At 39.8% G+C, this 25,055-nt stretch carries 16 protein-coding genes; 6 read left to right on the top strand and 10 right to left on the bottom strand.

Annotation, left to right across the window (positions count from 1 at the left end; translation table 11 throughout):
• Window positions 1-48 precede the first annotated feature (48 nt).
• The 4 genes from NU887_RS07695 (at window position 49) to NU887_RS07670 (ending at window position 8,528) form a co-directional block, all read left to right on the top strand.
• Window positions 49-5,001 (top strand): PKD domain-containing protein, encoded by a 4,953-nt coding sequence (locus NU887_RS07695; protein WP_275982348.1) that lies wholly within the window; start codon window positions 49-51, stop codon window positions 4,999-5,001.
• Window positions 5,001-6,023 carry a PorP/SprF family type IX secretion system membrane protein gene (locus tag NU887_RS07680; protein ID WP_258422791.1) on the top strand — a complete coding sequence of 341 codons (1,023 nt, stop codon included), beginning with the start codon at window positions 5,001-5,003 and terminating at the stop codon, window positions 6,021-6,023. The genes NU887_RS07695 and NU887_RS07680 overlap by 1 nt, the downstream gene beginning before the upstream one ends.
• A gap of 175 nt (window positions 6,024-6,198) precedes the next feature.
• Window positions 6,199-6,708 (top strand): hypothetical protein, encoded by a 510-nt coding sequence (locus NU887_RS07675; RefSeq protein ID WP_258422790.1) that lies wholly within the window; start codon window positions 6,199-6,201, stop codon window positions 6,706-6,708.
• 77 nt (window positions 6,709-6,785) lie between these two features.
• Entirely contained in the window at window positions 6,786-8,528 is a 1,743-nt protein-coding gene (locus NU887_RS07670) for a M64 family metallopeptidase (RefSeq protein ID WP_258422789.1), read from the top strand.
• Window positions 8,529-8,626: 98 nt separating this feature from the next.
• Here NU887_RS07670 and NU887_RS07665 read toward each other — a convergent pair whose 3' ends face one another.
• From NU887_RS07665 to NU887_RS07650, 4 genes are all read right to left on the bottom strand, one after another.
• A complete protein-coding gene (locus tag NU887_RS07665) occupies window positions 8,627-9,496 on the bottom strand; it encodes a helix-turn-helix transcriptional regulator (RefSeq protein ID WP_258422788.1) in 870 nt (289 codons plus the stop codon).
• 108 nt (window positions 9,497-9,604) lie between these two features.
• On the bottom strand, window positions 9,605-10,081 hold the full coding sequence (locus NU887_RS07660; RefSeq protein WP_258422787.1) for an exonuclease domain-containing protein: 477 nt from the start codon (window positions 10,079-10,081) through the stop codon (window positions 9,605-9,607).
• Window positions 10,082-10,358: 277 nt separating this feature from the next.
• The gene (locus tag NU887_RS07655) at window positions 10,359-11,444 is read right to left on the bottom strand and encodes an AAA family ATPase (RefSeq protein WP_258422786.1); all 1,086 of its coding nucleotides are present in this window, start codon (window positions 11,442-11,444) and stop codon (window positions 10,359-10,361) included.
• Window positions 11,445-11,806: 362 nt separating this feature from the next.
• Window positions 11,807-12,877, bottom strand: a complete 1,071-nt coding sequence (locus NU887_RS07650; RefSeq protein ID WP_258422785.1) for a mechanosensitive ion channel family protein — start codon at window positions 12,875-12,877, stop codon at window positions 11,807-11,809.
• A 303-nt stretch (window positions 12,878-13,180) separates the two neighbouring features.
• Here NU887_RS07650 and NU887_RS07645 point away from each other — a divergent pair, with 303 nt between their 5' ends.
• Window positions 13,181-14,287 carry an AI-2E family transporter gene (locus NU887_RS07645; protein ID WP_258422784.1) on the top strand — a complete coding sequence of 369 codons (1,107 nt, stop codon included), beginning with the start codon at window positions 13,181-13,183 and terminating at the stop codon, window positions 14,285-14,287.
• Window positions 14,288-14,305: 18 nt separating this feature from the next.
• Here the strand turns inward: NU887_RS07645 and NU887_RS07640 are convergent, their stop codons facing one another.
• On the bottom strand, window positions 14,306-14,671 hold the full coding sequence (locus NU887_RS07640; RefSeq protein WP_258422783.1) for a DUF2200 domain-containing protein: 366 nt from the start codon (window positions 14,669-14,671) through the stop codon (window positions 14,306-14,308).
• A gap of 250 nt (window positions 14,672-14,921) precedes the next feature.
• On the opposite strand from NU887_RS07640, the gene NU887_RS07635 reads away from it, so the two are divergent.
• Window positions 14,922-15,506: a DUF4136 domain-containing protein gene (locus NU887_RS07635; protein ID WP_258422782.1), complete on the top strand. Its 585-nt coding sequence runs from the start codon at window positions 14,922-14,924 to the stop codon at window positions 15,504-15,506.
• 76 nt (window positions 15,507-15,582) lie between these two features.
• Here the strand turns inward: NU887_RS07635 and NU887_RS07630 are convergent, their stop codons facing one another.
• The 5 genes from NU887_RS07630 to gyrA form a co-directional block, all read right to left on the bottom strand.
• Entirely contained in the window at window positions 15,583-17,289 is a 1,707-nt protein-coding gene (locus tag NU887_RS07630; RefSeq protein ID WP_258422781.1) for a sodium:solute symporter family protein, read from the bottom strand.
• Window positions 17,290-17,383: 94 nt separating this feature from the next.
• On the bottom strand, window positions 17,384-19,840 hold the full coding sequence (locus NU887_RS07625; protein ID WP_258422780.1) for a PIG-L family deacetylase: 2,457 nt from the start codon (window positions 19,838-19,840) through the stop codon (window positions 17,384-17,386).
• 95 nt (window positions 19,841-19,935) lie between these two features.
• Window positions 19,936-21,093, bottom strand: a complete 1,158-nt coding sequence (locus NU887_RS07620) for an acyloxyacyl hydrolase (protein ID WP_258422779.1) — start codon at window positions 21,091-21,093, stop codon at window positions 19,936-19,938.
• 127 nt (window positions 21,094-21,220) lie between these two features.
• Window positions 21,221-22,429, bottom strand: coding sequence for a tetratricopeptide repeat protein (locus NU887_RS07615; protein WP_258422778.1), 1,209 nt, complete (start codon window positions 22,427-22,429; stop codon window positions 21,221-21,223).
• A gap of 57 nt (window positions 22,430-22,486) precedes the next feature.
• Window positions 22,487-24,967, bottom strand: a complete 2,481-nt coding sequence (gyrA, locus tag NU887_RS07610) for a DNA gyrase subunit A (RefSeq protein WP_258422777.1) — start codon at window positions 24,965-24,967, stop codon at window positions 22,487-22,489.
• Window positions 24,968-25,055: the final 88 nt, after the last annotated feature.

The following is a 25,055-nucleotide window of genomic DNA, read 5'->3' as shown; positions in this document are numbered from 1 at the left end:
TCGGCAATAGTTTGTATACGTATTACATTTTTATTTATTGCTAGATAAATGAATTCCATTAAAAAGTTTTTCGCCACATTCTATCTAGCCTTATTCTTTTTGGTAGGTGGGGTAAGTGCCATGTTGGTACTTTCTGGCAGATTGGATTCCATTTATCCAAAAACCACCATAAATAACAGTTTAATAGAAGCCCCTATAGCTGATTTTTCTTTTGTCCAAAACGATCTTTGCGGTTCCTCGCCTGTGGTGTTCACCAACCTATCTACCGGTTCCCAATTGACCTATCTTTGGGATTTTGGGGATGGGCAAACTTCTACTTTGGAATCTCCTGAACATATTTTTGACAATGCCATTGGGAATGGCACGCAAACTTACGTAGTAGAATTGACCGTAACGGATTCATTGGGCGTAGAAACAGACTCAAAAACCGATACCATTACCATCAACCAAATTCCTTCTACCACAGTAATCAGTGACCGTTTTGATTCGGACTTTGACAACCTTCCCTTTTTTATAGTCTGTGACAATGAACAGTCGGCCTTCACTTTTTTTAATAACTCCTCCACAAAAGAAACCAATGTGTCCTACACCATAGAATGGGGGGATGGAACCGAACCATTTGTCGCAGAAAATTGGGAAGAGGTATCACATGCTTATCCCATAGGGGTATTTTACCTTGACTATACTGTAGTTGGCGGGAATGGCTGCTCCATCACAAAAAGAATCGGTGTTTTCATAGGATCTAATCCTGCTGTTGGATTTGGTAATCCCGGCAATACAAATATATGTTCAGGAGAAGCACTGACATTCCCGATTACAGGCACAGAAAATAATCCTTCCGGAACGGTTTATACTGTCACTTTCTCTGACGGATCAGAACCACAGGTTTTCAACCACCCTCCCCCTCCTTCTGTAAGTCATATTTTTACAGAAACTTCCTGCGGAAAATCTGGTGGGCAAGGATTCCCAAATTCATTTTCAGCCACCATTTTGGCAGAAAATCCCTGTTCAAAATCTTCTGCCCAAGTCGTACCCATTTATGTCACCGAAAAACCTGAACCCATCATTGGAATTGAAGAGGATGTTTATTGTGTAAATACTTTTTTTGAAATTGAAAACCAGACTCTTTATGGAAATGAAGCAAACAACAGTGGCCAATGTACCAACATTGGTAAGTTTGTCTGGGAAATAAGCCCCACCACAGGTTGGGAATTGAGTCCGGGAAATACCTTGGGAACCCTTACAAATCCAAATATCCCTAATTCCTGGATTAATGGATCAATGGTCTTGACTCCAAGATTTACCGAACCGGGAGTCTACACAATCAAACTTATTTCAGGCAACAGGTGTGGCATAGAGGAAATCACCGAAACAGTATGTATCATCCCCGAACCTATCCCTGCATTTGAAGTGGATATACTTGAAGGTTGTGGACCAGTCGTGGTGAGGACTACCAATAACTCAAATATCCTCGAGACCTGTGCGGCACCTGAGAATTTCCTGACTTGGTCCGTTTCCATCCAAGGAAATGAATGCAGTACTTCTGACACATGGTCATTTTTAGAAGGAACCGGTCCCAACTCCATCAACCCTGTATTTGAATTTACAAGTCCAGGAAATTACCTGATCACACAAACTCTAAATACTCCTTGTGGTGTTTTTTCCGATTTGAAAACAGTAACTGTTTTTGCTCCACCATTGGTTGCAATTGAAAATATCCCTGATGCCTGTGGGGAACTAGTTCTCAACCCCCTAGCAAATGTCAGCTCTTGCGGTTCAGAATCGACAGTTTATAAATGGACATTTGAGGGAGGAACACCGGCAACTGCAAATACCCTTGATCCAGGATCAATTACATTTAGCACTCCCGGCATAAAAAATATCACCTTGGAAGTTACCAATTCCTGCGGAACAGTTCAGGAATCCATTCAGTTTGAGCTCAATCCGCTACCTGTTGTAGATGCAGGGGAAGATAAAAGTATCTGCAAAGGGGAAATCCTGACATTGGATGCCATTGCCTCTCCTGAAGGTAATTATACTTATTCCTGGAGTTCAGATCCTGTAAGCCCTATCGAAAATGCCAACACAAAAAGCCCAACAATCCAACCTGATCAAACCACAAAGTATACCGTCCAAATCAGAAACACAGACACGGGCTGTTTGGAGTTTGATGAGGTTTTGGTCGCAGTCATTCCTGCCCCTACAGTAAAATTCTCTATTCCTGACCAAGAAATATGTTCAGGGGAAAGTACCTCAGCGGTCAACCTGATTTCTGAACCCCCGGGATATGATATAGAATGGACCGCCCAAAGCAATGGCGTTGGCGGGGTAATAGCAAGCGGGATAAACGTGATTCCTTCCCAACTTTTGACCAATATCACAAACGCCCCTATCGATGTCATTTTTCTTGCCAAAATCGTAGCAGAGGACTTAGGAGCTTGTGAAGAAGTGGTAGGAACCTACAAGATTACTGTCAATCCGGAGCCTGTATACATCGATGATAGCTTGGAAATATGCAGCGGATCCAATTTGGACTTTACTCCAGAAAATTTGATCCCAGGTTCTTTATTCACTTGGACGGTAAACCAAATTCCGGGTGTTTTCGGTGCAGCGCCTTCCACCCAACCTAGTTCCTCTATTCAAAATACCCTTTCCAACAATACCAATGAGGCAAGAAATCTTCTCTATCAAGTCACACCTTTTCTGGGATCTTGTCCGGGAAAACCGTTTTCACTGATTGTTACACTACTTCCTTCTCCGGGTATCAATTTTTCAATTGGTGACCAGGTCCTTTGTACAGGTACCTCAAGTAGCGAAGTTTTGATCTCCAGTCCCGTTCCTTCGGCAACATTCACTTGGACTGCTTCCCCAAATGGTGTTGAAGGTGTAGTCTTGTCCGGCCAAGGAAACACCATTCCAGTCCAAAATCTGATCAACCCAAGTCCTAACCCGCTCACAGTGGAATATCAGGTCAGTGCCTTTACCGGAGTTCAAAATTCCTGCTCCGGAATTCCGCAAATCTATAAAATCACTGTCAATCCATCCATCAGCCTCACAGAGCAAGTTTCAGATTTTTCAGGATTTGAAATCAGCTGCTTTGGAGCGAATGATGGCAGGGTATCAGTCATACCCTCAGGAGGAAACGGGAATTTCATCTTCACTTGGACCGGACCCAATGGCTATACTTCAGGGAACCAGACAATAGAAAATTTAGCCCCCGGCCAATACGAACTATTGATCGAAGATGAATTTGGCTGCAATATCGCCAAGAGTTATACCCTCATGGAACCAGAAGCATTGTTAGCAACTTTTGTTGAGAAAACCGATGTATTCTGTACAGGAGACAATACTGGAAGGATTGAGGTAGCGGTTTCAGGAGGAGTAGAACCTGAAGGATACCAATTCAATTGGACCAAAGACGGTCAGATTTTTGAAGCAGACAGTCCAATTATTGAAAACCTGCAGGCAGGTACGTATGAACTGACTTTGGTCGACAACAACAATTGCAGTGTCTCAACAGGTCCGATTCTCATCGCCGAACCGGAAGTCAAGCTTCAGATTCAGGTAAACAAGGAAGACATCTCTTGCTACGAAGCCAATGATGGCAAAATAGACCTGAACATTATCGGCGGTGTAGCACCCTATCAGATAGATTGGGATTTTGGTTCGAATGCAACTTCCTTCGAAAATGTAGGTCCGGGGACTTACACCGTCACTGTGGAGGATCAAGCAGGTTGTATCGTCTCCGAATCTGTCAATATAGTAGATGCACCCTTATTCAAAGTGAGTTCAGAGGTAACCCAAATCACCTGTTTCGGCGAGCAAAACGGGGCTATTGAATTGAATATCGAAGGCGGTAATGAAGGCGTCAATATAAGATGGGACAACGGACAGGAACTTCCTGGGATTTTCAACTTAGGTCCGGGCAACTACGGGGTGACTGTCACCAAATTCGGTACCTGTCCTGTAAGAAGGGAATTTACGATTATCCAGCCGGATCCATTGGTCCTAGAATCTGTCGTGACTGATGCACTTTCCTGCGACAATCCTCAGAGCGGAAATATTTTGGTCAATGTAGCCGGCGGAACCCCGCCATTCACTTTCAAATGGAGTAACGGAAGTACCCAGCAAAACCTCATCAATCTTTCCTCAGGACCTTATTCTCTTGAGGTAACCGATGCGAATGGATGCACGATCGAAGGTCAGTTCCTAATCAAAAGGCCTGCTCCGATCGAGGTGGTCACTGTAAGAAAAACCAACGTAGTCTGTGAACCAAGAGCCATAACAGAAGAATTCAACATCTCAATAACAGGTGGAGTACCTCCTTATTCCATACAATGGTCAAACGGATCAGTAGAGGATGATGGATTGAAAATGTCTACAAGACAACCGGGTCTATACCTGCTTTCCATCACTGACGCGGTAGGATGCTCTTTCAATGAGTCATTTGAAGTGGAAAACACAGACGTAGTCATCGATGCCAGCATCCAATCCACCGGGATTGACCAAAACGGATCATTCCTTGTCGGTATCCCAATCACTTTCCAAAATAAATCTGTAGGAAATATCATCTCCTACTTCTGGGATTTTGGTGATGGAAACAGCAGCTCCGAAATCAACCCAACACATACATACCAAAAGCCAGGAAAATATACCGTCACCCTCCAAGCTATAGATGAAAACGGGTGTATCCTGGAAGTTAAAAAAGAAATCGAGATAACGGATTTCTTTTTGGTGGTCCCTAATGTATTCTCTCCCAATGCAGATGGGATCAATGATTATTTCTTTCCCAAATTTGTCAATGTCACCAAAATGGAATTTTGGATCTTGAACAAATGGGGAGAAACCATTTTCTACACCGAGGACATCAATTCGCAGGGTTGGGATGGGAAAGTCGGTGGAGATTATGCCATACCTGGCAATTACATATACAGGCTCAAATTTGAAACCGTAGATGGACGGGTAGAAACGCAAACGGAGGTCTTCCTCTTACTGAAATGATGGAAAAAAGATTCATTATCGGACTGTTCTGTATTTTCGCCTTCCTGCAGGTATCGGCACAGGATTTTCATTTTTCGCAGTTTTACGCCTCTCCCCTCAACCTCAACCCTGCTCTTACAGGATCTACCGAACTGAGCCGCGTTGGTGTCAATTACCGCAAACAATGGCCTGGCCTGAACTATGATTTCAATGCCTATTCGGCCTATTTTGACCATTACAGCTTTGACCTTAACAGTGGTTTTGGATTTATGGTCAACAGCTTCCAAGAATCAAACATGCAAATCAATACCACAGACGTATCTCTACTCTATAGTTATAACTTACAGGTAGCAGATACCTGGAACTTCAAATTTGGAGGGCAGGCAGCTTGGGTAAGACGTAGCGCTCAGCTTGACAACCTCGTGTTTGGAGATCAGGTGGACCTTTTCAATCGCACTATAAACCAAACTACTATTGACCAAATCCCTGAATTTGAACCAAACGGGTACCTAGACCTTTCCTTTGGCGCCTTGGTCAACAATGAATATTTTTGGTTGGGAGGATCTGCCCACCATGTCAACAGGCCTAGCCTTAGTTTTTTTCCGGACAATGAAGCTGGCTTCCTGCCAATGAAATGGAGCTTTCACGGTGGAGTCAATTTCCCTTTGGGCTCGAGAAATTATTTTGGGTCAAAGTTTGACAATCAGGTATCCATCCTTGCCAACTACAAAAACCAAAATCCTTTTCAGCAATTGGACCTCGGTGTACAGATGCTCTTTGGCAATGTTATTGGGGGATTGGGATTCAGGGGAATTCCCGGAGTAAGAGACCTTCCCAATCAGGATTCCATCATCTTTCTTTTTGGCATCAATCTGTCCAACGGCATGGTAATCGGATATAGCTATGACTTTATGATCTCCAAAATCGGTTTCCAAACCCAAGGCGCCCATGAAGTATCTTTCCGATATCAGTTCCTGATGGGCGATCCCAAATCCCGAAACCAACGTAGCCGGGTTTTGAAGTGTTTTAATTTTATGATGTGAGAGGGTTTAAATCAATCAAGGAAATGAAGTTGTTCTTATCTCTAAAGACAAAAATATTGACTTAGGCAGAATTCATTTTTTTTCAAAAACTAAAAACTGATTAGAATTCTGAAATGATTTTTGGATCAAACCTATTTTTTTGAGATATTCAGGTTCTATTTTTTAAAAGAAAAATATGAACAGGCTTTCAAATTTTCAAATCATTTTATTCTTGGTTTTTCACTTCTCGTGCAAAAGTGTAAAGCCTGAAGATCAGTTTAGGATCCAAAATGAAGTTTCAACTGAAGTAAGGACCAATCCTGAAATCCTCCTGATTTTGTTTTATATCAATCAAAAAGATTCTGTTTCCATAGACCAGTCCTATCTCAATGTGGGGGTTTACAAAGGAAATGAAACAGGCCTATCCACATCTTACAATGGAGACCTTAAACTGACATTTCTGGATTTGAAGGGGGTTAATTGCCAAGAAATGATCGTTGCCAATCCCCTTTTAAGGAAAGTTGAATATTCATCAGGTGACAGTACGGGAAAATTGATTGCTGAAGCGGTGGAATTAGAGGAAGCGAAATTTTTTATAAGGCTTCAATGGAAAGATTGTTTTCAGCAAATCAAGGTAGAAAAGCTCGCAGAGGATAAATGGGAATTATTAAAAACCTTCAACTATAATAAACCAAACGTCCGATGAAGAAGGTAGCTATTTTTATCGCCAATTTAATTTCATTGTTCTTCCTTTACCAAAGTTCCTTTGGACAAAACTTTGGAATGGAAATAATCAGATACAACGGTTCACCTGACCAAATGCTCAATTTGGTAGTAATGGGCGATGGATATACCTTGAACGAACAGGAAAAATTCATCGAAGATGTCAAAAAAAATATTGACGGCATGCTTATCCAAAGTCCATGGAATGCCTATTCTCAAAAAATCAATGTTTATGCTGTCAAGGTGGTTTCTAATGTTTCAGGAGCGGCAAACCGTCCCGACCAACCTATTGATAATTTTTTTGGGAGCTCTTTCAATACTTTAAATATAGAGCGCTTGCTATATCCAACCCAAATCAACAGGATTTTGGAAGTTCTCAATAACCATACTCCATTTTTTGATATCGGACTCATTATGGTTAACGACCAAAGATACGGAGGAGGTGGAGGCACATTTGCAACTTTTTCGACAAATCCCGAATCTGCAGAGATCATGATTCATGAACTTGGTCATACTTTTTCCAGCTTGGCTGATGAGTATTGGGCAGGAAGCCAATATGCCAGGGAAACTTATAATTTGACCCAAACCAGCAATGTTAATGATATCAGATGGAAAAATTTCCTTAACCAAAACGGAATAGGAATATATGCACATGAAGAATCACCGACATGGTTTAGACCGCATCAAAATTGTAAAATGAGATTCCTTGGAAGGGATTTTTGCTCGGTGTGTACCAATGAACTCAGTAAAAAAATAGAAAGTCTGACGGCTCCCTCAGCTTTGCAATTACCTTTGGCATTTTTTGGGGCAGATAACAGGGAAATATATGAAGGGCAAAAAGTTAATTTTTTTGATTTGAGTAACGAGACTCCCACAGCATGGGAATGGACATTTGAAGGAGGAAATCCCGAAACCAGCAACCTCCAAAATCCAACCGTTACCTATCCAAATGAGGGTGTTTTTCAGGTCTCATTGAAAACCTCCAATGCTTTAGGTTCCTCCACCATCAACAGGACCCAATATATCCATGTAACTAAAGCCGATACCGAACCGCCAGTAATCAGGTTAAAAAATCTTACAGCCAATTTAAATGAAATGGGGCAAGTAAAAATTTCACCTGATGAAATTGACGATGGCACCACAGATAACGCGGGAATCCGTGAGTTGCTTCTATCCAAAACTGAATTTGACTGTAATGATATTGGTGAAAATGAAATAATCTTCAAAGCGATTGATATCAATGGAAACGAAAATACTCAAAAAGCAATAGTCACAGTTATGGATAAAAACCCACCTACTGTCTTGATCAGAAATTTTACTTTGATGCTTAATGAAGATGGAAATGGGGTGCTTTTGCCTGAAGACATTGACAATGGCTCTTTTGACAATTGTGGAATTGAAAGCCGAAGTCTTTCAAAATCAAACTTTTCCAAAGAAGACAATGGTGAAAATTTGGTCACACTCACCGTCAGAGATCTTTATGGAAATGAAAGCTCCAAAACTGCCAACGTGCGGGTGGATATGATTTTATCCACACCAGATGAAAATAAAAATGAAATCACCATCTACCCCAACCCAAGCCAAGGGATAATCCATATTGCCTTTCCTAAAATGATTGATCCTGAGCTCAAGTATATAGAGGTTTTGGACTCAAAGGGAACCGTCATTCAAACTTTGAATGATATTCCTACCAACGGAAACCTGATTCCAATAGATGTCAATGAGTTTGCCAACGGGGTTTACCTTGTGAGATTTACATCCCACCATGAAATCCAGAACCTGAAGTTTATGGTTAAAAAATAAGGGGAGTAATTATTTGTAACCGTAAGGTAAAAACGATGAGATTATAGGAATCAGATTTGTCGGATTAATCTCAACAATTACCAAATCCTTCTCCAAAATCAGTAGTGCTTATATGCTTTCTCATGGGATTTTTTCACCTTATCGGCCAAAGCCTTTGGCTCGATTACTTTCAGGTATTCTCCGAAAGAAAGTAATTCCATCAAAAAATCATGAGTAAGGCATAACCTGAGTTTGATCCTTATTTCTTCAGAATTGTCTATCAAAATCACCTGAGAGTCATGCAAAGGCAATGTTTTGATATACTTTCCCTGAAAAGGGTCAAATGCTAAAATAATATCTTGGGGTGATTCTCCATTTGGACTTATGATTCCAAAACAATAGCGATAATTTTCTTCAACGCTATAATTCTTGGGATAAACAAAAGTCTGCTTTGAAATTTCAAGCTGCGTCAAACGGTCCAAAGCAAAACTTTTGATGTCATTGTCTTTGGAGTCTTTAGCAATTATATACCATCGGTTTTTGAATTCCTTCAAAGCATAGGGTTCCACTATTCGTCGGCTCAGTTCGTCGTCCCAAAACTTCTGATATGTAAATTCGATTTTTAACCTATTCTTGATACTGTGAAGGAGTCCGTATAGATTTTCTGTTCCCTGTGGCCTGCGTTTTTCCAAGTGAATAAAAGGAGTTAAATCCTGCGCCAGATTTAAAGAATTAAACATATCGAATGCCTCCATCATTCTTTGGAAATTCATGTTTTCATTTTCGTTTTGGCTTATAAAATATCCCTTATTGGATTTTGAAAATTCGATGTCAATCCCAAAAACGTTTCTGATTTCCTTGATGTCTCTTTGAAGCGTTCGCTTCGAAAAGCCAATATTCAAAGTATCATCCTGCACCTGCAGGTAATCGAATTGATTTTCTATATAGGCTTGCAATTCCTCATAAGTTGAATAAGGTTTTAATTTCAACTTTTTTAGAATAAGCAAGTAGCGCGATATGTAGCCTCGTTTGGACATCAGTTAGTGAACTCATTTAAATAAAAATCAACAAATAAAACCTCTTAACTCAACTTCCTATTATTGGTTTTGTGAATAAATTTTAAACAATTCTGCACAAGCCATTACATCGGTCAGGGCATCATGGTGGTATAATTGGATTCCATAGTTCTTGCAAAGGAAAGCCAAGTTAACTCCAAATATGCGGTAGGTACAATGCCCTGTAAATACCGGAATTGAAATACCATAATACGCCAGTGTCTCCTTTAAGCATTGAAAATCAAAGCGGAATCCATTGTGGGCTACTACATTCTGGTTTGTGATAAAAGGCTCAATTTGATCCCAAATTAAATCAAACGTTGGTAATTCCGCAGTTTGTTCGGGAGTAATTCCATGTATGTCAATAAATTTATTCCAATAGTAATTTTTTGGCGGCCGGACGAGAATGGATAATTTCTCTGTGATGATTCGATTCTCCACCCGGACCAATCCGACCTGACAAATACTCCATCGGTATCCCTGCGCGGTTTCAAAATCTATGGCGGTAAATGAATCCATAATCTATAAAGCTAGTGCGTGTTTCCCTTTATTAGAACCGCTTGGATGCCTCATGCATAGATAGCTTGTCAAGAAAGGAACTGAAGAATATTTGGTAGCGCAATATTTACAGACATATTGTGATTTTTCGCTTCCTTCATAAAGTTTGTGTTTTCCATTATTTGGTCCATTGGGAAACCTCATACATTGGGCACTCGTCAAACTAGCCACACTTGGATACTTTGACCCACAATATTCACAATAAAAATTTGCCATTTTTTTGAATTCATTTTGATGCCTACTCTATACAGTTTTCGGCTTGCCTGTTTTTGCTTAAAAGTTGAAAACCTACCGGATTACTAATTTTGGCTTGTTGGTAATCTTTTTCTTCTTGGTTATAGACTGAAGTCAATGTCATGGGTTTGTCAAAGGTCGTTTTGAAGCCGAGTTTGTTAGATAGCTGTTGGGCTTTGGCCACTTCTAATTCTTTGAATTCATACTTTGCTATAAGTCTTCCTTTCCGAATCAATGCACTGTCAATCTTTGAAATATCAATGTTGAAAGAACAGATTATTTGAACATTCAGACAGTCAGCAAGCAATCCATCTGAAATATTCAACAATGCCGATACCGGTGAATCTCCATCCCGTTCCCGATCCACTACAATATTTTCGGCATCTTCAATGACAAAGATGGAATTTGGATTTTCGATCAGAATGGAAATAAGGTTTGGGCTTGTAATGGCTCCTGCCATATTTGGCGGAAGAAAAATAATTTTCTTTTTAAGTGATGCGATGAGGTACCGGATGTAAGAAGTTTTTCCTGTTCCAGGTTTGCCATGAAGCAGGACTATACCCTTATCATTTTTCTTGGAAAGTCTTTTTATGATAGTCTGATGAACTTCATAAAAGCCTTCGTTATAATTATCCTGAATATTCAATTTCGGCTTTGTTATTGCCAATGCTTCTGTATAAATCCCTTTCATGCCACCAACAAGCAATAAAATCTTAGGCTTTCGCTTGGTCCTTCCTTTTTTGAATTTTTTAATTCCTTTAATTATTTCCTCAATTTTTGAAGGGTCAGTTTTTCTGAATAAAAATCTAACTATGGAACTGTTGGTGTCAAAATCAACCAATAAATCTTCCTCCAAAAAATAATAGATATCATCAAGTTCTGCCTTAACACTTCCCCCGAAGTACCTTTTGTTGAAATAATGCGCTTTAACTTCTGATCCAAACTTATTGTTAAACCAAAGATTGGCCTTTTTGCAATCAATATCTATCTCTTCAATTAAATTGGGAATACAATTAAAATGGGCTAGAAATAGTGTCAATTCATTAAGATAGGAGATACTTCTCTCTGCAAAAACTTCTGAAAGACTCATATTTGCAGATGTGTTTTGAAGATCAAAAAAATTCTTCCCGTTATTAGTTGATATTTGGTTGGATGTTTTCATGTTTCTCTTTATTTCTAATGTCTTTCCAAAAGTAGAAGTATGAAACGCCAAAGTATGTCGCTCAAAAATTAATTACAGGTAAAAAGGTTTTACTGAAATTCTATCTATAATTCTGATAATCAAAATGGATCATTGAACCCAATAGTTAATTTTGGTCAAATTAAATTAATATTAAAAACTCTCCATCTTTTACCACTTTCAAGTAAAAATCTAAAAACCGTGAGATTTAAGTATTTGACAATCTTTATGTTATATATTTCCATTGTCCTATAAAAAAATCTTTTGCAGGATCATTTCATCTTGGTATTGGGAAAAATCACCTTACCCGGATTTTTCTTTAATTCTTCTATTACAACTTCAAAAAGTTCTCTTTTCACACGGCCGGAATTTTTGGGTTCGACCAGGTACCTCACTGTCACCTCTATCCAGGTATTGACATGCGCCTTCAAAATCACCGTCGGGTATTCGTTGACATCTAGTTCATCCACGGGAGTTTCTGACAATATCTTTTTGAATCGCTTCACCCTTCTGACCATTGCTTGACCTATCTTAACTTCAACCACACGCTTGATGGTATCGCTGGTAAATTTAAAATCGCTGTCATATGAAATAAAGAAGCTCATTTCGTTCCAGATAAAAGGAAACAAGGGCCAAGAATAGTTGTATACGTATTCACCGAATACCTTGGAATTGGCAAACCTGATAATACGTCCGCTTGGATGGTCAGATGACAAATAATCCCCATGAAATTCCCAAAGGGTGGTGTCGAGATAACCCACATTGATAACATCTCCAAAGACATTTCCTATCTTAATTCGGTCACCGACTTCAAACGGTTTTCGGATCAGAATATAAAGCCATCCAAAAAAACTAGTGATCAAATTTTGCAATGCAAAACCAAGTATCAAGGATATAATTCCAAATGAAACCGCAGCCGCATACCAATTCGCAAAAAGAAGGGAAAGGATAATGACAAGAATGATCAGGGCTGCAAATAAGTCTGCGATCCGGTTGAAATTAAATTCTTTGGTTTTATCTTCAATCTTACTGTTAACGATATTTTTTAAAAGCCTAATCGCAAACAATACCAAAGAAACCAACATTATGGCTAATAAAATTTTTTGGGCAAGTGGAATATAGGTAATCGGAATAGGCAATCTCTTCCAGCCTAAGAGAAAATAAAGGGCTCCACATGACAAAAAAACAATGGCTGTGATGCCTAGAAAGGGAACTTTCTTTTGTGCACCATCGGGACCTTCTTTTTGTGCCACAAGGGAGGTTTCGCTCAGGGCTCTTTGCACTTTTTCATCTTTTTTGATGGCTTCAATTTCTTTGTCTTCTTTTTGTTCTGTTGTTCCCATGCTTGAAGTTAACTCAAGTAGGCGTAATCTTAACCAACTTTCTGTTTTTCCTTGATTGGCTCTTTCCGTCAGAATTTACGACAGGACAGTTCTGCGGGATATGTCAGAAATAATGATCCAATTAGGGTTTTCAGCGAATTATGTAAAACACAATTGATATTTTAATGCTCTTTCCTATAAAAAATCCCGACCTTTGTAGCGAATTCTTTTGTTTCAATTTGGTTTCTTAAATGATTCCAAGCAAAAAAGGCATAAATAATTCTATGCCATTTTTTACGCTAAAGACATGACATTGAAAAACCTATGAATCTATCCTTCTCCAAATTATTCTTCGTGCTGGCCTTCGTATTTGGTCTTTTTGCCGTGATGGTGATTGCCAAATCTGTCTTGATACCACTTAGCATGGCATTGCTAGTGTCATTTATCTTATTTCCGGTCGTTCAAAAATTAGAGGCATGGGGAGTCAATCGGTTGCTTGCTGCCTTCCTTTCTTTACTGATGATGTTTCTGATTTTAACAGGATTTTTAACTTTATTTTCAACCCAGATTATGAATTTTTCGGATCAGATTGCAGGATTCACAGGAAAAATAATGGACACCCTATCCGAGGTAATTGTCTATATAAATGGAAATATCAATTTTATTGAAGATTTGAATAGGGAAGAATTGATTGAGGAAGGAATAAGTTGGCTTCAGGCATCATCCGGGACATTATTACAAAGTACATTTAGCACTACAGCCACACTATTTACAGGCATATTTACCACCATCATATTTACATTTTTGATTCTGATTTATCGGGATGGTTTGACCAAAGCATTTGTCTCTTTTGGGGAGGTAGAAAATCAGGATAGAATCTTTAGGATGCTCCAAAAAATACAGCGTGTTGGAAAACAATACCTTTCGGGAATGTTTATTTTGATTTTGATTTTGGGTTTTGCCAACAGTATAGGATTGCTTCTCATAGGGATTGACAATCCCTTTCTATTTGGATTTTTAGCAGCACTGTTATCCATAGTACCTTTTGTCGGCACCACCATTGGCGCAGTTATTCCGGTACTTTACGCTTTTATGTCTTCGGACTCTCTATGGGTTCCCGTGGCGGTGGTTATTTGGTTTTGGGCAATCCAGGTAATTGAAAGCAACTTTCTCAATCCAAAGATTGTTGGCAGTAGCCTCAATGTCAATGCCTTGGTCGCCATATTGAGTTTGTTGGTCGGTGCTGCGGTATGGGGAGTGGCAGGCATGATTCTATTTTTGCCATTTGCTTCCATCCTCAAAGTAATCTGCGAAGAGTTTGACCAATTGAAACCCATTGCCATGCTGATAAGCAACGATATTTCCGGGGATGAAAAAAAAGCTGCAAAAAATTCAATGTGGATAGAAAAAGTAAAGGGCTGGTTTAAGTAAATTTGGAATTGGAACTCCTCACCCAACCCGTAAAATCTTTTCCATCTTTTTTCCTTTGGCCAACTCATCAACCAACTTGTCCAAATACCTGACCTTTCGGGTGACGGGATTTTCAATTTCTTCAATACGGTAACCACAAATTAATCCCGTGATAAGTCTCGCATTTGGATTTAGGTCGGCCTTTTCAAAGAAGATTTCAAAGTTGGCTTTTTCATCAATCAATTCCTGCAATTTCTTTTCATCAAAACCGGTCAGCCAAGTGATGACCTGAAGCAATTCTTCCTTTGTCCTTCCTTTGCTTTCCACCTTGCTGATATAGTGGGGAAACACCGAGGCAAAAGTCATTTTTGCCACACGCTCATTGTGTTCTGGGGTTGTTTTCATGAGATTTAAGTCTTTCTAGAAGTTTTTTCAAGAGAATTCGCTCTAATTATTAGAAAATTACAAAAAATTTTATTGTGTAATTCTCCATTTGAGGAAAACATATATGGCATATCATAATCATTTACCATAAAATTCTATTTTAAGCAAATAATTAGATGAATATTTTTCACACATTAAGCAGTGTTTAACCCTTTGTTATATATTTCGTTATATTTATCAAGATGTTTAACGAAATAAAACAATTTTAATCATGAAAAATTTAAATTTTAAATATATTTTAACTTCAATTTTACTTATACCATTGGTGTCAACTTTGGCCTTTGGCCAAAAGGCTTTTACAGATAAAAGGGAAAATATAGATTTGAGTGAGTATAAAACATATGAATGGATTTTCACAAAAGAGAATATCCCCGAAGACCAGTTAATCTTTGACGGAAGCACCATGTTGATTTACAACAACACAAGCGCCAATAAGAATGTCAAAGACGCCATAGATACACAATTGGCTGCCAAAGGATTTAGCCACGATAAAAGCAGTCCGGATATGTTGGTTAACTTCCATATTCTTGAAAAGCCAACAGAATTAAGGACTTTTACCCTGACAAATGGTCAAAACTATTTGGGGTTTGGTCCAAAAACAACAAACTCAAAAATGGTACCTGTCAAAGCAGGCACAGTTATGGTAAATTTTATAGATGCCAATACAGGGACTCAATTGTGGCAGGGATTTGCTTCCGGCGCATTTGATGCGACAGACATGAAAGATTTCTCAAACTTGGAGGCCAAAGTAATTGCAATTTTCAATGAATGGGATTTTGACCCTTTTGCTGAGTAATCTGACCTTCTATAACCAAAAAGGCGCAAGTGAATATTGCGCCTTTTTTTTTAAATTTTCTTTACTTTAATCGCTTTCATTTCCTTCCAAAAAACAACTGTAACACGGCCGCAAATGACATCACCAAAATGCAGCCAATTGCATTGTACCAAAGAAATCCAATATCAATCTGAACCCCCAAAAGTGTACTGCCATTTTTCCAATGGATCAATAAAATAATCGCTTCAGCGAGAAAAGCCGCAATAAAAACTGCGTGACCTTTGACCCACTTCATATAAAAACCTACGAGGAAAATCCCCAAAATCGTCCCGTAAAAGAGCGAACCAAGCAGGTTGACGGCTTGGATCAGATTTTCAAACAGGGAAGCATAAATCGCAAACAGGATCGCAAAGCCTCCCCAAATCGCCGTAAACCATTTGGAAGAAACCATATAATGGTATTGACTAGCATTCTTGACGATAGAGCGCTTATACATATCGATGGTCGTGGTAGTACCTAAGGAGTTAAACTCAGAAGCAGACGAAGACATCGCCGCACTGAAGATCACCGCAAACAACAACCCTATAATGCCTTTGGGAAGATAATCCATTACAAACCTCATGAAAATATAATCGGTGTCCCGGGTAACAGCAGCGGCGTCATTTCTGACAATCAGGTCTTTTACCTCATTTCGGATGGTTTCCTGGTATTGGCTTTTCTTTTGGATCCCATCTTTCGCCATGGCCATACCGGCTTCATCTTCCGACTCCACAGCTTTCAGAAGGTCTTGGATGTCCTTATTTTTCTCCTGAAAAACCTGTGTGAACTCATCCTGCAAAAACCTGTAATCTTCCTTAAGGGCACTGTTTTCCAATTGCTCGGTCTGTTGTTTATTGAAGACAACAGGAGGCTGGAAAAACTGGTAAAACACAAATACCATTACCCCGATAAAGAGGATGATAAACTGCATAGGTACTTTCAGCAGGCCATTCATCATCAGGCCCATCCTGCTTTGCGTCAGTGAACTGCCAGAAAGATAGCGCTGCACCTGAGATTGATCTGTCCCAAAGTAGGAAAGGAAAAGAAACAGCGCTGCGGTCATCCCCGACCAAAAATTATATCTGTCGGCCCAATTGAACTCAAAATTGACCACATTGAGTTTTTCCATTTTACCCGCGACATGCAGAGCATCAGTAAACTTCACCGGAAGCATATAGATAACTAAGATTCCCGCCAAAAGCATCCCTCCCATCATGACAGCCATTTGTTGCTTTTGGGTAATGGATACAGCCTTGGTCCCGCCGGAAACGGTATAAACAATCACCATCATCCCGATAAAGATATTGGTGAACGTGAGGTTCCAATTCAGTAAAGTCGAAAGGATAATTGCAGGTGCATAGATCGTTATCCCTGCCGCAAGACCCCGTTGAACCAAAAAAAGAAAAGCTGCCAAAGTCCTGGTTTTCAAATCAAACCTAGTTTCCAAAAACTCATAGGCCGTATATACTTTTAGTTTGTAATAAATCGGAAGGAATGTGACCGAAAGTATAATCATAGCCAAGGGCAATCCGAAGTAAAACTGGATAAACCGCATCCCGTCCTCATAGGCCTGTCCGGGTGTGCTGAGAAAAGTAATCGCAGACGCCTGTGTCGCCATGATGGAAAGACCGATTGTCCACCAGTTCATGTCACCGCTGCCACGGATATAACCATCCATGTCATTGACCTTGTAGGTTTTGTACACACCATATCCTGCAATGGTAATGAGGGTACCAAAAAGAACAATCCAGTCTAATGCACTCATGCGAAATGATGGGTAAGCCAGTAAAAAAACAATACCAAACCACCCAAGGTCAGCATCAAGCCTAAGTACCAGTTGTTCCAGTTGATTTTATCTTTCATTTCCCCTGCTCAATAAGGTTAACAAATATTTTTACTGCACCAGGCACGCCTGCCGGAAGCTGACGGAACCAGGAAATTCCAGAATAGGTATATGTCCCTTCGCCATATTTGGTATGGATCAAAGATCCATGGAAGAATTCCTCTCCCGGATCCTGAAAGGCAATCGGTGCACTGTAATTCGGGTCCCAATTGGCGGTGAAGTAGAGCCCTCTTTCCTGAACCCAACCTTCAAAATCCTTAGGGGTGATTTTATTAGGTCCTGCCAAAATTGGATGGGAATAATCCACTTGAATCGGTGAATTTTCCACAGTAACCCTTTCCCTTGATATAGAAAATGGATGCGGTCCAAGGTCTTTGGTCAGCAAAGGAGAACCAGTATTGTATTGGACGATTACATTTCCACCTTCTTTTACATATTCCATCAACTGGTCTACATTGGAAGCGAGTGCCTGATTGACATTGAATGCCCTGATCCCAACAATAACCGTGGAAAAGGCCTTTAGCCTGTCTTTCTGAAGATCTGAATCTTCAAGGATGCTCACCTCATAACCGAGGTTTTTAAGGATTTCAGCCACATCATCCCCTGCCCCGTTAATATATCCGATTTTTTGGCCGGAAACTTTGATGTCTGCCTTTACTACACCCAAAGTGGTGCTTGTGAAATAAGTAAGATTAGGGATATGTTTATAGGAAATCCGTTTGGTATCTTGGTTGAATTCACTGCCATCTTTACTACTGAAGGTAACCATAACTTGCTTTTTCTCTTGGTCAGAATCAAGGATATCAAGTGTATAAAGTATTCTCTTTCTCCTTTCATCCTTTTCGACTCTTACTATACGGTATTGATTTGAGGCCAAGCCTTTCAGCATCAAGTCACCGTCCAAAATCTGATCCCGGAAGCTCACTTCTACGTGGAGTTTTTGCTCGGCACCGTTGACAAGGAAAAGGTTTGCCTTGTCGAGATGTACATTGACCTCAGGTACCAAGGTGAAAGGCTGCTTAACTTCTCCGTCCACCTGATCATTGTATTTGTATTGGAGAGGGAGCTCCATCTTGATTTTCTGCCCTTTTATTTCTAAGGACACTGACCCGAGGATACTTGGGCTATTGTTGGGTTTTCCGATTTTCTCCGGCTCGGTAATATTAAACAATGAACCGTCCAATGGTTTTTCTAGCCAAAAAGGCTGAGAAACGGGATAGTCCTTGGGTATTTGAATTTCAATCGGAATGGTCAGCGGAATATTGCCATTCAGTTCTTTATCGATTTGGGACTTGAAAAGTGTACCATCAAAGGATTTGACTTTCACGACACTTTGGGATGGGTTATTAAAGACAAATTCAGCATTGATCTTTTCTCCAGGATAGCCGATTTCTTTCCTGATATTAAACTCCGCTTTGATTCCAAGCACCTCCAAGATCAACCCGTCAAGCTGTTGTTTTTTTTCTGTTAGCCAAAGGGCATTTGATTTTTGAATATCAAGTAATGATTTGATTTTCAACAAGCCTTCCAAGTTATTTTCAGGTTGTATAAAGTCAAAAGAGGAAAGCACGGCTTCAATGGATTTGGTAATTTCACCGCCATTTGGCAGATCATTCCATCGGCTTTCAATTGCTTCAAAAGGATGTGTTTTAAAAGGTTCTCCTTTGATCAATTCAATGAAGTCGTTGCCTTGACCGATCTGTGAAGTCGAGCCAAAGCCTTGCGATTTGTGCATTGTACGGCTGTCTGCGGCAATCTTAGAATAAGTAGTCCCCAATAATGGGTTGTATTCACCTACCAAAAATCTGTGGTAAGTTTTCCCTTCTTCTGGTTCATATTGCCCCCCCCAATTGTAAGCATTCCAAAAGACACTTTTAGCCTGCCACACAGAGACGTATTTGAGTTGCTCGGGAAATGCATTCTTGTCTGCAGCCAGTTCAAATGCCTCCACAGAAAGCATGGCAGAACTTGTATGGTGGCCATGTGTAGTTCCGGGAATGGTATTGAACCTATTGAGAATCACATCCGGTTGGTATTTACGGATTATCCAAACCACATCTGAAAGGAGTTTCTTTTTGTCCCAATTGTTGAAAGTCTCGTCGGGGTTTTTGCTGAATCCAAAATCCAAAGCTCTGGTAAAAAACTGCCTGCCACCATCTGTTTCTCTTGCCCTCAAAAGTTCCTGTGTCCTTATCAAACCCAATTCTATCCCGAGTTCACTGCCGATGAGGTTTTGTCCCCCATCTCCTCTTGTCAATGAAAGGTAAGCTACTTCAGCATGTTCAGCATTTGCCAGATAGGCTATCAGTCTCGTATTCTCGTCATCAGGATGCGCTGCGACAAATAATATCCGCTTGGTCTCCTTGAATCTCAAAAGGCTATGGTAAAGTTTAGATGAAGGATTGGATTGTGCAAAAATAGGAAATACGAAAAGATAACATAAGCAAAATAGCCACCACTTTTGATTCTTCATGTTTTTCAAAATTTGGATAAAATGTACTGCAAGCAATTTTCTAAAAAAACTGTTTTTTATATCAATGGGTTGTACCAATTGTTAAAATACCTAAATCAATACTTGTTTTTATCTTTAAAAATGGAGTATCCTACTGTCCATTCAAAGATATCAGCTTTGAAACCATGTGCTTTTAAGGTAATGCCGGTAAACATTTGGTTGGAAAACCTATATCTGATTCCTATCCTTTCGTAGTAAAAACTTGGTTCATCATTGAATTCATTCCTATGGATATACACGCCGATGCCCAATGGAATAGAGAAATTTTTTTTCAGTACCCATTCTCCTGAAGCTACTACTGCAAAGGAGGTTTTGTCCATAAATCCGTTTTTCACCCAATCCCCCGGCAAGATCCCGTTATTGGCATAGAACATATCCAAGCCTAAACCATATCTAAGTTTATATCCTGTCTGCCTTAAGTAATTGGCACTGAATCCCCACTTCAAGTAGATGTCACCTCCGATTTCATAGTTTTTGGCTCCAACGGAAGTCCAAAGATTCACATGGTTGTTACTGATATATTGAGGTATATCTGAAAGGTCTGCGTTTTCAAAAGAAGCACGGTTGAGGGTTGATTTCAATCCTATGGAAAACGGAATGAAATTCAATCCTGAATTTGGTTTTTTAATAGAGCCGTTAGAAAAATGCTTCAATCCAAATGCAGCATCAAGGTCCATCCATGGGGTAATGGCATATCGCATAGAGAATCCTACATGGACATATCCATTTCTGTAAGAACCAATGAATAGGTTGATGGGATTAGAATCCGGATCATAAGGTTTGAAGTTAAATGCCAAACCAAATGCCGCAAAGTAACTGTATCTCAATTTACCATTCAGAAAAGTCTTGGTAAATGGCAAATCTGCGAATGCATAAACCGCATTGGGTTTGCCGATATAATCGTTTTTGAAGGTCGCCGTGTAAAGTCCAAATCCATAAGTGGGGTACCTGTAAATCCTGTTGTAAAGATTGCTTTTTGTATTTCTGAATCCTAGCCTCAAATCCAGCGCCTTATAATTCAACCCGTTGTTGATGAATTCCCCCCAATCTGTATTTTTTGGAATCATAGGACCTGTTTCGAACAAAAGGCTTAAGTGCTTTTGGAATTTTGGATTATGATTGGCAACAGTATCTGACTCATTGGAAGCCTTTGCCAGATCAAAGGAAAAAAATAAAAATAAAACCAAAATCCTGAATCTGATATTTGCCGGCATTTGACAAGGAATTTTTTATATCAATCGGCAAAAATGAAAATTTATTGGCAGTAAACAAAATCAGAAAATGCAACAAAAAAAGGCCGTCAAAATTGACGGCCTTTCAAGTAATTTAAAATGCTTAGGATTATTTTTCCATCCAGTCAGCACCTAATTTTGCAACAAGCATTTTGTTGTATTTCTCAGCTTCTGCAGTGTTTTTCAATCTTGTGTGAACATTGAATAAAATTTCCATGATTTCAACATTTTCAGGCTTTAAAGACAAACCTTTTTCGAAATATGGAACTGCCTCGGCATAAAGACCTTCGGCCTGCTTGGTCATTGTTGGTGCATTTTTTTCCCATTCTTCATCAGATAGGTCATTGATTTTTGCCAAAATCTCCCTTGCCTGATCCAAGAATATTGCTCCAGTATAATAGTTTCCTTCAAAGAAATTCGGATCTGCAACCACAGACTTTTTGTACTCAGCCAAAGCACCTGCCATATCGCCTGATTGCTCCAATAGGTAACCATATCTCAACAGTAAACCTGCATTATTAGGATCTGCAGCCAACGCTTCTTTTACGGAAGCCATTGCCTCATCCATTTTGTTCATCTGAAGCAAAAGTTGAACTTCAAATTCAGACAGCGTTTTATCATCAGGATAATCAGCCCTGGCTCTGGTTACATACTTATATGCTTCTTCCGGATTTTTATCCTCAGCACTCAAGATTTGAATCAAAAGGTAATAAGCACTCAGCTTATTGTAATCTTTGATCTCAATCAGTTTTTTGAATTGCTTCTTGGCATCTTCATATTTACCAAGGTCATTGGCAATATACCCTGCATTGAAGGAAGAGGTTGTGTCAGTAGGATCGATGTCGGACATCAGGTTGAAAAACTCATAGGCCATTTCCATGTCGTCATTTTCATAGGTTTTGATCGCCTTTTCAAATGCGGCATTTTTTAGGGTTCTGATCGAGTATGGCTTGAAGTTTTCAGGAAGATCAGGTATCTCCTCCTTATAAACTTCTTTTCCTATTTTACTCTCTTTATCATTTCCTGACATTTCCATAGCCTTGTTGAATTGATCAAGAGCACTTCTGCCAATCTCTACAGTTGATGCTACATTGGAAGAATCCTGACCGAATTTTTTTGTCAAAATCCTGGCTTTAAGGAGTGGGGTATTTGGGTCATCCTTGGTTTCAGGGTTTTCAAGAGCTGCATCAATTTCCGAAATTGCAAGTTCAAGATCTCCTTTTTTGAAGTTCTTTTCCGCGGAACTGACGACTTTCTTCTGGGCAAAGGCAACCGTCGCGACTGCAACCATTGCCAATGATAAGATTACCTTTTTCATTTGTTTTCTTTTTTGCTAATTATTTGGTTCTTTATTGATTCTATAATAAGTGTTGGATTATAATTCCGGTGCAGTTTCTACTTCATCCTCTTCTTCCCTAGTGATTTTTTCGACTGACGAAATTTCATCACTTTCGCTTAATTTAATCAACCTGACCCCCTGTGTAGCCCTTCCCATCACTCTCAATTCTGACACCGGAGTTCTGATTGTAATCCCTGACTTATTGATGATCATCAAATCATCACTGTCCACCACTTCTTTGATCGCTACTAAATAACCTGTCTTTTCTGTGATGTTCATGGCTTTCACCCCTTTTCCACCACGGTTGGTTATTCTATATTCCTCGATCAGTGAACGTTTTCCATATCCTTTTTGTGAAACCACAAGAAGTGTTGCATCTTCTCTCGAAGCACATACCATGCCAACCACTTCGTCTTTAACATCACTTAACGTAATTGCCTTCACACCTGTGGCTGTCCTTCCCATTGGTCTTACAGTAGATTCATGGAAATGAACTGCTCTACCGGACTTGGCTGCAATGATGATATGGGAATCTCCATTGGTCATATCCACCCGAAGCAACTGATCGTCCTCCCTGATATTCAAGGCGATAATCCCATTTGTCCTTGGTCTGGAATACTGTTCCAAGTTGGTTTTTTTGATAATCCCCTTCTTGGTTACCATCACTAGGTAATTGTTGGTGATATAATCAATATCATTCAAATCTCCGACCTGTATAATTGACCTGATTTTGTCTTCCGAAGTAATATTGATCAGATTTTGGATTGGTCTTCCTTTGGTTGCTTTTGCGCCTTCAGGTATCGCATAAGTCTTCAGCCAAAATAATTTCCCTAAGTCGGTGAAAATCAATAGGTAATTGTGAGTAGAAGCAGTGAAAAGATATTCGGTCCAGTCATCTTCTTTGGTGATCGCTCCTCTAGACCCAACACCGCCTCTACCTTGAGACCTATATTCAGTCAATGCTGTCCTTTTGATATAACCCTGATGGGAAACAGTAATGATTACCTCCTCATTGGGAATCATGTCTTCATAGCTGAAATCTTCGGCATTGTGCTCGATAGTTGTCCTTCTTGCATCATTGTACCGGTCTTTGATCTCATTGAGTTCGTCCTTGATGATCTGCATCCTACGCTCCTCACTACCCAAAATATCCTTCAGGTCTATAATTAAGGTCATGATCTCATTGTATTCATCCTGAATTTTTTCCCTTTCCATGCCGGTTAGACGCTGCAAACGCATGTCAAGAATGGCACGTGCCTGAATTTCACTCAAGCTGAATCTTTCCATCAAACCATTTCTGGCTGTTTCAGGATCCCTTGAACTCCTGATCAAGGAAATCACCTCATCAAGGTGATCCAATGCAATCAGGTATCCTTCTAAGATATGGGCTCTTTTCTCAGCTTCTCTCAGTTCATATTCTGTCCTCCTGATGACTACCTCATGCCTGTGGTTGACATAATGGAAAATCATGTCCTTCAGGTTCAATGTCTGTGGCCTGCCTTTTACAAGGGCCACGTTATTGACTGAAAAAGAAGTCTGAAGCTGGGTCTGCTTGTATAGGTTGTTGAGTACAACACTTGATATCGCATCTCTTTTTAACTCATAGACAATCCGCATTCCCTGACGGTCAGATTCATCCCTGATCGCAGAAATGCCATCTATTTTCTTTTCATTAATAAGTGCGGCAGTTTTTTCAATCATATTGGCCTTATTGACCAAATATGGGATCTCCGATATGATGATAGATTCTCTGCCATTGTCCCGGGTTTCAATCTCTGCCTTGCCTCTTACGACTACTCTTCCTCTCCCTGTTTCAAAGGCTGCTTTTACACCATTGTACCCGTAAATAATTCCTCCTGTAGGAAAATCAGGAGCAATGATATACTCCATCAATTCAGCTACGGAAATTTCTCTGTTGTCAATAAAGGCGATGATCCCACTTACTACTTCCCCAAGGTTGTGGGGAGCCATATTAGTGGCCATTCCGACCGCAATTCCTGATGTACCGTTAAGCAACAATGCAGGGATTTTGGCAGGCAAGACCACAGGTTCTTTTAAAGAATCATCAAAATTGAGTTGGAAGTCAACAGTTTCTTTATTGATGTCTATCAGTAACTCCTCTGCAATTCTTTTAAGCCTAGCTTCGGTATAACGCATCGCAGCCGGATTATCTCCATCTACGGAACCGAAGTTTCCCTGTCCATCTACCAATGGATATCTCAAAGACCAAGGCTGGGCCATTCTGACCATGGTCTCATATACAGCAGAGTCACCGTGCGGGTGGTATTTACCCAATACTTCCCCAACTATTCTTGCAGATTTCTTGTAGGGTTTGTTATGCATCACACCCAATTCCTGCATACCAAAAAGTATTCTTCTATGAACCGGTTTGAGTCCGTCTCTAACATCCGGAAGGGCCCTTGAAACTATAACTGACATCGAATAATCGATGTACGCCCCTCTCATTTCATCCTCAATTGTAATAGGGATTATATTCTCGTTTTCTCCTTGCGCCATATTTTAAAAGGTGATCAATAAGCCTGCAAGTTAATAAAAAGAATACGGTTTTAAAAAGGGAAAGCGATCTTGGGGCAGGTTTTGATTT

It is taken from the genome of Aquiflexum gelatinilyticum (assembly GCF_024741135.1).
Classification (GTDB): Bacteria; Bacteroidota; Bacteroidia; order Cytophagales; family Cyclobacteriaceae; genus Cognataquiflexum; species Cognataquiflexum gelatinilyticum.
This window is presented reverse-complemented; position numbering and strand designations above follow the sequence as displayed.